A 12,818-nucleotide genomic window follows, 5' to 3' on the forward strand; every position below is an offset into this window, starting at 1 on the left:
TATTATTAGAACCATTCACACATCACAAAAAAGGATTAATAAATGTTAACGCAACAAACTATAGACAAACTCTCTGTAATGAAATTAAACGGCATGAGCAAAGGCTTTGAAGAGCAACTTTCTAGTGCCGCAGCACAAGGATTGTCGTTTGAAGAACGTTTTGGCATGCTGGTTGATCAGGAGCAGACCTTTCGAGAGAATCAGCGGCTTAGACGGCTTCTAAAAACCGCCAAGTTAAAGGCGAATGCCTGTGTGGAAGACATTGACTATAGCCATAATCGTGGACTGGATAAGGCCCAGATGGCTTCCCTGAATAGCTCTGATTGGATCAGTCGTGGGTTTAATCTGATTTTGACAGGACCAACTGGCTGTGGCAAAACCTGGATTGCGTGCGCACTCGGCAATCAAGCCTGTCGGCATGGATTGTCGGTGCTATTTCAGCGTGTGCCGTTAATGCTTGAGGAATTGCAATTAGGACATGCTGACGGAAGTTTTCGTAAAAGGCTAATGGCATTGGCAAAGGTGGATTTGCTGATATTAGATGACTTTGGTGCTGCGACGCTTAATGCGCAAAGTCGTGGTGACTTACTGGAAGTCATCGATAGTCGTTCTGGGGGTAAGGCTACAGCGATTACCAGTCAAATTCAAGTTGAGCTTTTGCATGATTACTTGAGTGGTGGAAATCCGACCATGGCTGATGCCATTCTTGACCGCTTAGTCAGTGGTGCATTGCGGATTAATCTAAAAGGCGACTCTATGCGTAAGTTACGCGCTTTAAAACTTTAACTGTTGTGTAATTCGTATAAAAACTAAAGCCATTGCCTAATTCAATATTAGCAGTGGCTTTTTTGCGACTGTTATGCGTGGCCTTTTTGGTACTGTTATAGGTGGCCCTTTTGCGGTTGTTATGAGTGGCTCTTTTAGGTAAGAATACGCAATATCCTGCGGATTTAGCTCAAAAACTGAATGATTTTAAGTTTTTAGGGCATGGCCAGTTTAATGGAAAGATTTTGTCTATAGAAGGTGAAATCGTTACACAAAAGGTTGGTCGCTATAACACAGAGGTGCAGCGGCATGATCTGCGCGACCTCACTGGCGATCTGAAAGTGGGGGATGTTGTGAATATTGGTTACAAGAATGGCAAAGGTAGTGTGACAGGTCTTGAGAAAACAGGAATTTCACGCTAATGGCTACATAGTTTTGCTGCAAAAGTTTTATGGTCGCTTATATTGGACAATATAATTATTTCATATACAATAATTATATTATTTTAAAGATGAAGTGGAGTTATTAATGTCAAAAAGTACAGCAATGGCCATTGAGTTCTTTATAAGCGACGCTGGATTACTTTCTTTTATGACTGTACCAGTTGCGTGTGGATTGCAGTATGTTGATAGTTTGCGCTTGAATGGCCGATCGATGATGGCCATTCAGAATAATTCAATTCTACCAATTGAGTTCCCTGAAATTTCCGATGTTGCATGTAAAGCACTTGGTGTAATACATGCAGAAGGCGGCCAGTTATTAGTTGGTGAATTTAGGTCACAAGGTCTACATAATTCATATTTCTTAAACTTAGAGATAGTTACTAGTTAGGTGTAAATAGTATGGATGCTTTTGCCCACCGCGTTATGATCGCTAAAAGACTTATTGAGTTAATTAGTAGAAACGAATCTTTCTTCCATAAAAATATACCGAACATCAATAGCCTGCCTTTTACTGTTTCTACAGAAGGTGAGCATCGGCAGCTTTCTGGCCCTAATCTTTTTATTGCATTACAGACTATGAGCATGCGCGAATGGTCTGATCCTCGTTTCTTCACTTTAGCGCAAGTAGAGCGTGCCGGCTGGGAGCTTAAGGCTGAGGCGGAAAGTATTAATTTACAGTATTTAACAGTGATTGGTAGTGATGGCCTGCCATTAGAGGAACCTGAGTCTCAAATCTTTCGCGTTTTTAATGGTAGTCATATTATTGGTATACCTGAACTGCAACCAAGAAAGGAGGTGAATATTGAATCTATTCAATCCATCTTGGCTAATTCAAATGATTTTAGATTAGTTGATGGGCGTTTGGAGTTTAAACAAACACTGCGCAATCAAATGGCTGGCTCATTGTTGGCAATCACTTTAGGCATTGCATTTAAATCAGAAGTTGAACCTGAGTTAAGTCAGTCCTGGTTATTGGACTTTGATAAAAACCCGATTGGATTATTTAATGAAATTAAAGGTGCATTAGACATTGCTATGCCATTAATTACTAAGATCAATCTATTAGAAAGTGAAGAAGCTATTCTCACTAAAATGAATGTAGCTAGTCAAAACAAATCAGAAAACTCCAAGGATATGAGCATGGGATGGAAAGAGAATTGGGCAGCAAAAGTTGAACTAATGTTCATTGAGAAACAAGCTGTTTTATCCGTTCCTCATGCACAAAAGGACGAAGCGAAGAAACTTGGCGCTGTTTACTACCAGAAATACAAACTTTGGTTCGTGCCTAAAGGGTTAGATATTAATTTATTTAAGAAATGGAACCCTAGAAGTCAAGGCCTAGGTGAGGCTGCAACTAAAGACGTACTTATCGAGAGCTTCAAAGAGTTTATGGAGGTTTATGGCCTTGATACATCTAAAGAAATAAAATTTGATAATGGTTGGAATGGTGTCTCAGTTAATACTACGCGTAAGAAAAATGAAGCCGGAAGATATACTTTAACATTAAGCGGAGGCCTTAATGGAATGGCTGTTGGTACCGTTATTAACAACCATACTGGACTACAGGATACTTGGACAAATAAAGGCGTAGAGTTAACGCCAGAGCAACGGGCAAAGGCTAATGCAGAAGCACTTGCAAGGGCTGCTTTGGCTAAACAAGAAGCTTTAGCTAAACAAGAGCTGGCAGCAGTTCATGCTAAAGAGATAATGGCCTTGGGCCAAGGCGCTACTACTCATGGTTATGTTTTAAAGAAGGGGATTTCTGATCAAGGTTTGAAGCAAGTGCCTGGTGAAGTGTTGCTTAGATATCCTGAATTCAAAAGTGAAAATGGAGCCTCAGTAATTAAAGCCCGTGATAATTATTTAATTGTGCCGATGTCTGATTTAAACGGCAATCTGCGTGCAGTGCAGGCAATTAATCCTGATGGCTCTGTAAAAGCCTTTATGCGGGGCGGTCAAAAAAAGGGCACAGTATTTGTACTTGGCGCTGATAACTTCAATGCTATATCTCAAAATGATATTTCTATGATGGCTTATGCAGAAGGTGTGGCTACAGGATATTCATTTAGAGAGGTTTCTGGGCTACCTGTTGCTGTCTGCTTTGATGCGTCCAACCTAGAAACCATCGTTGATGAAACTTCTGATCTCTTGCCAGATTTTACGAGAGTTATTGCCGCTGACAATGATCAGTTCTATGTGGAACGCGCACTAGGCTTCCTAGGTGAGAAGTTGGGCATTAATCCATATCCAGTAGATGGTAATAAGATAGAAGTAATCACTAATACCACCCATACGCGAACTATTGTTGTTGGTGAGTTAGTTACAAATAATGAGTGGCAAGAAGTAGCTAATGGTACTTACAAAATCAATATAGAAGGTCAATACAGTCGAAAACTAACTGTCGAAGTCGCGCCAAAAAATGAGCGTAAATTAACAGCTACATTTTCAAATAGAGGGTTAGAAGCTGCTTTTTCTGCTTTAGAAATCTTAACTCAAAAACAAAGAAAAGCACTTATAGCCGTTCCTGAATTTAATTCGTTAAAAGGTAGGCCTACAGATTGGAATGACTTAGTAAAGAATGAAGGCGTTCATGCTGCTAAATCAGTTTTAGCCAAACTCAATCACGTTAAGTTTCCTAGCATTGAATTGGAACGTAACTTGGAGAAGAATCTAGAGCGCACTAGATCAAGAACGATTGTCAATGAAGTATCAAGATAACGGGTGATTATTATGGCAGTTAAGAAAGAGCAAATATTTTTAGTTTCAGGTCGATTAATGAATGCTTCAGGTCATTTAGTTGGCGAGGTTCAAACGGGCATTGTATGTAGTATTGATAAAGAGTCAGTGAGAACCTTTGTACATAAAAATTCGCCAGAACTTAACATTTTAAGTATTACTAGTTACATAGAATATGAGTCTGTTATTAACAAGATCAAAGCTACGTTCCAGGGGAGTAATAGAGATTGGAAGATTTCTAAAGATCCTATCCTTGATAATCTGTAAATTCTTTTTTATTTCTAATTTGAAGTTGCCCTAAATATATTAACAGTTTAAACTGTTAATATTGTGTTAATTAACTACCGTAAGTAATAATCGGAGTGTTCTATGAGAGAGCAATTAAGCTTTGAAATACCTGCATTACAAATGCCTCATCTTGAGGCTGATGGTGTTTGGATTTCTACTGCAGCTATCGCCATTAAAAAATCTCTTTATCAAGGTTCACTTGATGGTGTAATGGATGTAGTTGATAAATTATCCCCGTCTGAAATTGTTAATACATTTAGAGAATTGGGGTTTTCTATTTCGGAAAGCGCTATTGATCTAGGTCGGAATACAATATTAGAAGCATTACAAGTTGATCTAATCGAAGCGATTGATTTGCATACAGATGGTTATGGCCTTCCTAAAAGGTCATTGAGTGCAGACGTTCGTTATGACATGAATATGTCTAGCAGTGATGCTATTCAGCATATATTGAAAGCACAAAATATAAAGGTTGAATTACTTGGTGATTCATTACCTGGTGAACGCTCTTCATTAAATTTCATTGCATCGCAAGCGCTCCAGATGGGTTTGCAAGGGTTTGCTTTTGAAGGTATAGAGGGTAAATATAATGTTCCATTAACAATGGAAGCTGTTGCTGATTTATATGCGAATGCAGCCGGTGAAACGGCTATAGAGTCTACTCGTTTTGCTCTAGGTGGTTGGGTTCGTGGCAAGCTAAATAATGAAGTTTCTAATTATGTGCCAGATGATATACAGCGAATATTACAAGGCACATTGTCAGTTGAAGCCGTGTCTACAGTTGTAGAGGCAATTAATAATGGAAAAATTCATAACCATGCAGCTGCAATTGGTTTACATCGATTTACAGTCGCATTAAAAGACCAAGGCTTTGATATCGATGCTCCAACTGTAGAAAAGCAAGCCGAATTACGTAATTTGGAAATAATTAAGCCAGATACAAAACGTGGCCAATATATTGGCCCAGTTGTTGGGGCTGATCATAAGTCCGTGATCATTAAGTACGCACGCGATCGCGTGGTTGAGTTGCCTTACTCTGCATTACCAGACAAAACTATTCGACCAGGTAATGGTGATACTGTCAGGATGAGATATAAGGATAATGTGCTAACTGTATCTATGGGTGAACGAATTGGACATGAAGGTGGACGTGATGGAAAATAATTTAAGTCTTTTGAAATCGCAATGGGAAGCCGTTAGAGCCATTTCTGGTGATCATTTTAGAGATAGTTATGATAAGGCGGGTATTCGGTTTTCAACAAATGACGATCTGATAGTTGTTTTTAAAGATGATGTAGCAATTACATCTCTTGAAAAAGGTTTTAATAGAGAGGCGTTATACAAAAATCTGATTAAGAATATCCAAGAGAATGCATTGAGTGTAGGATCTATACTCAATGAATCATATAAGAAATTAAATCTGCCGGCTGGTTATGGTTTGCGTGTAGACCTCGCTAAAGATATTCGCTGGATTGAAGTCAATCAAGGCAATCATCTTAGTGCTTATGTGCGCCTAATTGGTGATGATACTGATTATGTTGAAAATCAAGTAGATGTTGAATTCAGGGTGTTTCTTGATGATAAACCACATGCAACCTTGTTTGCTGAGAAAGGGCCACGTTTCTTTGGTAAAAGTGAGAATATCGTAAGAGATAATCCTTTTCTTTACGCTGAAACTTTCGAAAAACTAGCTGAGGATATCGTGCTTGTCTTTAATGAAAAAATCATCACGCATGCGTTAGCTCCAAAAAAAGAAACACCGAACCATTATTCTGAAATTATTCTGCACAACCTTGTTGATCATTTTGGTTGGAAATTTACAGATAGCATTGGACATGTTCAGAAGAATTTTAGAAATGGTATAAGTGATGGTGAATTGAATCCTCACGGTGATCAATTCATTACTGCAAATTTCAATGATAGTGCCAGGTACTTAGAAGCTTACTCCGGTTTTAATTTAATCATGGATATTGATTGTCGTGATCGCGGAACGATAGAAGCTGCTGAGACATTTGATTCTATGGTTCGTGATTGGACAATTGAAAAGAAAAACGCCATGCAAACTACTGTGATTGATCCTACAACAGCTGAAGGCTATGCAAAGATTAAAGGTAACAAAACTCTGGAAGAAAAATATCAAGATGATTTGGATAATCTATTCTTAAGCCGTGTTGTAGCCGTAAGAAATGCCCTTCTTGGCATTGATGGCTGGGATTACGGTTTAAAACCACTCCATAGTAACGAAGATATAGTCAAACAAAATGTAACTAAAGCAGATTTCAGTTACGCCTATGCCGGCAGCGGCCGTAATGTTGTTGGTTTTTCTGTTAATGGTATTGTTGATGACCTATCTAAAACTCCGGAAGACTTGGCCATTGATATTGAAATCAAAGTGCAGGAGTTTACTCCCAAAAAAGACCGCACTTCTTATGGCAAGGTTGTTGAAGTAAATAATAATATAGCCATTCAGCGCCTAGGTAGAGGTAAGAAGGAAATTCATGTACTTGCAAATCTAGACGGCAATTTAAAGCAAGATGTAAATGCTGAAATCAAATACTCCGGTGGCCGTGGTGCAGTTATCGAAAAAGATACTGCTATGGAAATAGGGAGATAGTGATGGAAGGCTACTACATTAAGAAAGTTGGACAAAATAAGGGTGCTCCGAGAGTTTGGCTAGAAGGTAGTCAAACAGAGCGTGCCGGCTTTGTACCAGGTCAAAGGTTTGACATTGAAGTTCAAGGGCAGACCGTGGTGCTGCAAGCTAATCCTGATGGCTCTAGAGTTGTTTCTGGCAAAAAGTCTGGTGACAAACACAACCCTGTTATTGATATTAATAGCAAAGAGTTATTGGCCATATTTGATGGCATGGCATCCATACGTGTTGTTGTTAAAAAAGACCAGATCTATTTATTGCCTTTAGCAAGCGAAATCAAAAAACGTGAACGATTTACACGTTTACGGGAGAAATTAGAGAAAGGTGATCCATTATCAATAGGTAGTTTATTTCACGGCGGTGGCGTTCTTTCTCATGCGATTCACTCTGGTTTGGAAAAAGCAGGGCTGAATAGCCGCATGGCTTTTGCGAATGAGGTTAGGGGTGAGCTGTTAGAGCATGCAGCAATTCATAATGATGCATGGGATGAAAACACGCAAATTATTGATGCTCCAATCCAAGAATTTGCATTTGACGATCGTGGAGTGGCTAGCATTCCTAAAGTAGACATCCTCGAATTAGGCATCCCTTGCAATGGCGAGAGCCGTGCTGGAAAGAGTAAGCGTGGTTTAGTCCACGGTGAAGCTCACCCAGAAGTTGGTCATCTTGTAGTTAGTTCATTAGTCATTATCAGTAAATCTAATCCTGCTTTGGTGGTCATTGAAAATGTTCCAACCTATGTTTCTTCGGCGAGCGCAGACATACTCCGTAACCAATTGCGCGACATGGGTTACAACACCCATGAACGCATTCTTAATGGTAAGGAATGGGGTACTTTAGAGAATCGAGATAGATGGTGCATGGTGGCTGTTACGCACGGTATTTCATTTGATTTTGACCAGCTGCAACCTCCTGTAGGTAATGAAAAAACTATTGCCGAAGTGCTAGACAATTCTATTGATTTAAATGATCCACGCTGGCGTGAATATCAATATTTAAAAAACAAAGAAGTCCGTGATGCTGAGAAGGGTAATGGTTTCGGTATGCAAGTGGTTTCCCCTGAAGATAATTCAGTCCCTACATTGCGCAAAGGTTATCACAAGGGTGGCAGTACCGACCCATTACTGCAACATCCAGAAAATCCGGATTTATTAAGGCAGTTTACAGCAAAAGAACATGCAAGAATTAAGCAGGTACCAGAACATCTAATTGATGGACTATCCAATACTGTCGGCCATGAGGTATTGGGGCAGGGGATTGTCTATCCCCCATTTCAGGATCTAGGTATGCATTTAGGTAATGCCTTAAATCAATTTGTTGGTAAAGATATTGTCAATAACATTCGTGTAGACAATATCAAAATACTCGCCACTGAGACGGTGCTTACATTACGTATGGCCAACGAATCGAGTGGCAACTACACCGGTGCTGTTGTTGCATCAGATTCAAATTTTGTTGTGCAAGATATTGGCCGTGAAATCGGTGTTGTTCATGATGTGACTAATATTGAAGAAAGGCCGAAATTAGGTGCCTCTGTAGATATTAAATATAAAAAAGGGCTTGGCCAAGTTGTTCAAAAAGATGCAGCTCAAATGAGTTTAGGGCTAGGTTAATGTATAAAGTTTTGCTGCAAAAGTATTTGCATCAGTAAGTAATATTTAGTGTTAATATAACTTATTATTTATTGCATTATTAGTTTTTATAATATGACATCACCTAACTTACTATCATACAAATCCAAACGATCGCCAATGCAGAATGCATTAACTGCATTTTTCGTGATGTTCGTTTGTTTTTTTATATTTGGCATCATTCCTACGCAATGGTTTGCGCATAAGTATCACTATGACGTTAACCTAGGTGAGGCTTTGTTTAGGTTTTCTAGCTTTGCTTTTTATACTCCCTCAGATTGGGTGGTCTGGGGTTTACGATTAGCTGATGTACCATCACTGAAATCTAGCGTCCATACACTATTGATTATTGGATTAATATCGATTCTCATCGCTTTTGCTTTTGGTATTTACATTGCAGTAAAACTAGCTAAATATTCTGATGGCATGGATGGTTTACATGGCACTGCGCATTGGGCTGAATATAAAGATGTTAACCAGAAAGGCTTTATTAAATATAAAGACTACTCCCCTAAAGGCGTGGTTATTGGGTCGATCATGCTTGACTCTAAAAATAAAGTAATTCATCCACACCATAAGAAATATGCGGTTAGACAAGAGCCTGACACTGTTCGTGGTACAGGCATTAAATACTTCTTGAAAACACAGAAGCGCAATAAAGAAGGCGAACTATTATTTAAACCACGCAGGTCAGTCGTTAAAAAGATTGAAGTCATGCGCGATAGTGGCAACACCCACATCTATGCATTCTGTCCTACACGTTCCGGTAAGGGTGTCGGCCTAGTAATTCCTACATTACTTACTTGGGCTGACTCCGTTTTTGTTAATGATCCTAAAGGTGAAGCTTACGCACTTACAGCCGGATTCAGGCAAACTGCTGGCCAGGTTGTAATGAAGTTCGAGCCGGCTAACGTCGATGGCACTACCGCTTGCTGGAACCCTCTCGAAGAGATACGTATTTTTACTCATTTCGATGTTCAAGATGCACAAATGATCATGAGTATGATCTGTGATCCAAAAGGTGAGGGCTTAGTTGATTACTTTGATAAAGCTGCATTTGAGTTCTTAATGGGGCTTGCTCTGCATATGCGTTATGCGGAGGAAAAAGGCTCTTTAGAAGGGATTGCGCAGTTCTTGGGTGATCCTATGTGGGATTCAGATAAACAGATGTATCAACATATGATGGAAGCCGTACATGACCCAGAAGAGAAAATGGGCTGGCTTGACACCATGGGCAAGCCTACAAAGACTAATCCTGTAGTTGCAAACACCGCTAAAACAATGCTGAATAAAGAAGATAAGGACCGGTCAGGTGTATTGAGTACAGCCAAGTCTTTAATGTCACTTTATTTGGATCCAATCGTAGCTAAGAATACCTCTCATTCTGACTTCTTAGTTAGAGATATGATGACTGGTGAGAAACCAATTTCATTGTATTACATTACTGGCCCAGCAGATATGGAGCGTTTGGTTCCACTAACACGCTTGTTCTACGCGCTATTTATTCGCCGCAATGCTGCTGAAATGGAATTTGCAGAGGGTCGCACAGCACAAACCTATACATTTCCCATGCTGATGATTATTGATGAAATGGCTTCATTGAAGAAACTTCCTATCTTGCAAGAGGCATTAGGCTATGTTGCAGGATATGGCATTCGCTTATTTCTGCTTTCACAAGACATTACGCAAATTGAAGAGTTATATGGCGATAAGCAATCTATTGATTCCGGCGCCGCCACTCGTATTGTTTATGCCCCAAATAAAATTGAGACTGCTGAGAAATTAGCACGTATGTCCGGTAAAACCACAGTTAAAGAAGAGAAAGCTTCAAGAAGTCAGGATGTTGTTGGGTTCAAAGCAGGGTCCGTTTCTATTAGCACAGACAAGATTGCCAGAGATTTAATTACTGCAGACGAATTTATGAGCCTATCTTATTCGGATATGGTTGTATTCGTCGCTGGCCAGCCGCCAATTTACGGTCGTAAATATTTTTTCTATGAGAATGCCGTGCTTAATGGCCGCGCAAAACTACCGGCACCTAAGCGTTCTGACGTGTTACGTATTTCCTCAGTTAGAGCTGCAGAGCAAGCTGCAAATGAAGCTGCGAATAGTCATGAAGATACGCCCGTTGACAAATGGGCAGCGTCACGTGCTGAACTAAAGTCACAAGTCGCACATGTTATTAATTCCGATTACACGAGTGATAAGGCGATAAATACCTCTAATACTAGTCTAGGAGAGATAAGTCCCACAGTTAAGCAAAGAAGTCGTTACGCGGCCCCTCAGAAAGAATTATCTGACGAAGATAGAATGATGATTGAGAGCTTGGTTGCTGACGTGGCACTGGTAGATAAAATCACGGCAATTTCTGCATTCTAAGTCATTAATTAATGAATATTCAACTTAACAAGTTATTAATTATTCTAATTGGATGCATTAGCTTATCAGCTAATGCAATTGAAATTCCTGCAACGAATGAGCTTGATCTGAGTAGCCTAATGGCTCAGTGCGCCCCAACTGTCCATCCTGATACGATGAAAGCAGTAATGTCTGCTGAGTCACGTGGACATAAATTTGCAATTGCAGATGCGGGACTAGTAAAGCTGCCATGGGCTAAACGTAAATTAATGGTACGTTCTTTATATCCAACATCACTAGATGAAGCTGAATCAATTGTTAATGAACTATTGAAAAAAGGGCACACTGTTTCATTAGGACTTGGCCAAGTTAATGATAGAAATTTATCAAGATTGGGAATTAGTGTTAGGGATGCGTTCGATCCGTGTATGAACCTGGCAGCATCTGGAAAAATACTCACTGAGTTCTATCAGAGAGCTGTAGTACGTTTTGGTGCTGGTCCACAAGCACTTAAGGCGGCATTAAGCGCTTACAACTCAGGCAGCTGGGTAAGAGGCGCACAAGATGGTTATGTTGATCTGGTTATTAAGCAGCATGGCAGAAATCTTACTTTAACTTCTAATAAACCAACCAGCACTAGTTCTTATCGTCAAAAAAGTAGAAAACATAGGATTTACAGTCCTGATTCTGGGATGGAAAACATTAAGCAGTTTTCCATGACATCTGTTTCATTCGAAGAGGTCCTTAAAAATGAATAATGCTATTCAACAGTCTAATGTGATTAGGTTTAATTTAGATCGCCCACATGAACTTGAGCGTGGATTACGTCAAGCGATCGCTAATAATTTTGATGGTTTTTCATTGCACTATCAACCGCAAATTAATTTGCAAATTAAATCGATAATTGGTGCTGAAGCTTTATTACGCTGGTCTTATAAAAATGAATCAATACCGCCTTCTGAATTTATTCCTATTGCCGAAAATGCCGGCTTGATTGTTGAATTAGGCAACTGGGTATTGAGAGAGGCATGCAAAAGAGCATTCCATTGGAATGCTACGAACCTTTTTAATCAATTAGCATTTAAAATTAGTGTGAATGTTTCTGTGCTGCAGCTTACAGATCACTTCCCTAAATATGTGTCAGAAACGTTACTGGAAACTAGGCTATCACCAGATTTCTTAAATATTGAAGTTACTGAGAGCCTGCAAATATCAAATCAACAAATTATTGGGATTTTACATATCTTAAAATCTCTAGGTGTTAGTTTATCAATTGATGACTTTGGCACCGGCTTCTCTTGTCTTTCTATGCTTAAGAACATGCCTTTTGATGTGATCAAGATTGACAAGTCGTTTGTTGATGGATTGGACCAGGGATGTGAATCTAGCTTATCTTTAATTGAAGCGATTGTTTATCTATCTAGAAAGCATGGGATGTCAACGCTTGCAGAAGGCGTTGAGTCTCAGAATCAATGCGAGATGTTAACGGCCACAGGATGTGATGCTGTTCAAGGATATTATTTTTCACGAGCATTACCAGTAGATGAATTTGAGCGCTTTATGAATACTGGGGTTTAATATCTTAGCAGTGGGTTATGTTGCAAAACATTACTCGTTGCTGATATACTAAAATTATGAACATGTCTATATACAATGCCAAATTAAAAGCGCGGCAAGATCAATTAGGCCATGAGCAAAAACGTAAGTTAGCTCATGCGAAGGTTGCTGACCTATTAAGAGAAAGAAATATAGACGTTATAAATTTCGCCTTTAATCAAATCAATAAATGGCAAGAAAATAAACTATGTAGTCTTGATTATATTGAAGAGTGGTCATCACTCATTAAGTCTCCAGACAAAGCTGCCGATTTATTACTTGAAGATTCTCCTCGCGCCATTCGATTACGCCAGAACACTCCATTTTCGGCTTATCTATCAATCTAGT

The 12,818-nt window shown here is 39.4% G+C and carries 12 protein-coding genes; all 12 read left to right on the plus strand.

The genetic code is table 11. The features are described 5' to 3' along the window. Positions 1 to 42 precede the first annotated feature (42 nt). The 12 genes from istB to VGD82_RS11375 all read left to right on the plus strand — a co-directional run bounded on the left by istB (position 43) and on the right by VGD82_RS11375 (position 12,817). Positions 43 to 786 (plus strand): IS21-like element helper ATPase IstB, encoded by a 744-nt coding sequence (gene istB, locus VGD82_RS11320; protein ID WP_331020487.1) that lies wholly within the window; start codon positions 43 to 45, stop codon positions 784 to 786. A gap of 125 nt (positions 787 to 911) precedes the next feature. Continuing rightward, on the plus strand, positions 912 to 1,187 hold the full coding sequence (locus VGD82_RS11325; RefSeq protein ID WP_331020488.1) for a KfrB domain-containing protein: 276 nt from the start codon (positions 912 to 914) through the stop codon (positions 1,185 to 1,187). A 106-nt stretch (positions 1,188 to 1,293) separates the two neighbouring features. Next, positions 1,294 to 1,596 carry a hypothetical protein gene (locus tag VGD82_RS11330; protein WP_331020489.1) on the plus strand — a complete coding sequence of 101 codons (303 nt, stop codon included), beginning with the start codon at positions 1,294 to 1,296 and terminating at the stop codon, positions 1,594 to 1,596. 11 nt (positions 1,597 to 1,607) lie between these two features. Continuing rightward, complete coding sequence (locus tag VGD82_RS11335; RefSeq protein ID WP_331020490.1) at positions 1,608 to 3,926, plus strand: DUF5710 domain-containing protein; 2,319 nt, start codon at positions 1,608 to 1,610, stop codon at positions 3,924 to 3,926. Between the two features lie 12 nt (positions 3,927 to 3,938). Further along, a complete protein-coding gene (locus VGD82_RS11340) occupies positions 3,939 to 4,211 on the plus strand; it encodes a hypothetical protein (RefSeq protein WP_331020491.1) in 273 nt (90 codons plus the stop codon). 102 nt (positions 4,212 to 4,313) lie between these two features. Then, positions 4,314 to 5,396 (plus strand): hypothetical protein, encoded by a 1,083-nt coding sequence (locus VGD82_RS11345; RefSeq protein ID WP_331020492.1) that lies wholly within the window; start codon positions 4,314 to 4,316, stop codon positions 5,394 to 5,396. After that, on the plus strand, positions 5,386 to 6,846 hold the full coding sequence (locus VGD82_RS11350) for a KfrB domain-containing protein (protein WP_331020493.1): 1,461 nt from the start codon (positions 5,386 to 5,388) through the stop codon (positions 6,844 to 6,846). The genes VGD82_RS11345 and VGD82_RS11350 overlap by 11 nt, the downstream gene beginning before the upstream one ends. A 2-nt stretch (positions 6,847 to 6,848) precedes the next feature. After that, positions 6,849 to 8,498, plus strand: a complete 1,650-nt coding sequence (locus tag VGD82_RS11355; RefSeq protein WP_331020494.1) for a DNA cytosine methyltransferase — start codon at positions 6,849 to 6,851, stop codon at positions 8,496 to 8,498. Between the two features lie 138 nt (positions 8,499 to 8,636). Then, positions 8,637 to 10,895: a type IV secretory system conjugative DNA transfer family protein gene (locus VGD82_RS11360; RefSeq protein ID WP_331020495.1), complete on the plus strand. Its 2,259-nt coding sequence runs from the start codon at positions 8,637 to 8,639 to the stop codon at positions 10,893 to 10,895. Positions 10,896 to 10,906: 11 nt separating this feature from the next. After that, positions 10,907 to 11,632 (plus strand): lytic transglycosylase domain-containing protein, encoded by a 726-nt coding sequence (locus VGD82_RS11365; RefSeq protein WP_331020496.1) that lies wholly within the window; start codon positions 10,907 to 10,909, stop codon positions 11,630 to 11,632. Next, positions 11,625 to 12,452, plus strand: coding sequence for an EAL domain-containing protein (locus VGD82_RS11370; protein ID WP_331020497.1), 828 nt, complete (start codon positions 11,625 to 11,627; stop codon positions 12,450 to 12,452). Before VGD82_RS11365 ends, VGD82_RS11370 begins: the two co-directional genes overlap by 8 nt. 62 nt (positions 12,453 to 12,514) lie before the next feature. After that, the gene (locus VGD82_RS11375) at positions 12,515 to 12,817 is read left to right on the plus strand and encodes a hypothetical protein (protein WP_331020498.1); all 303 of its coding nucleotides are present in this window, start codon (positions 12,515 to 12,517) and stop codon (positions 12,815 to 12,817) included. The last annotated feature ends 1 nt before the right edge of the window (position 12,818 follow it).

Source organism: Methylotenera sp. (assembly GCF_036401095.1).
Taxonomy (GTDB): Bacteria; Pseudomonadota; Gammaproteobacteria; order Burkholderiales; family Methylophilaceae; genus Methylotenera.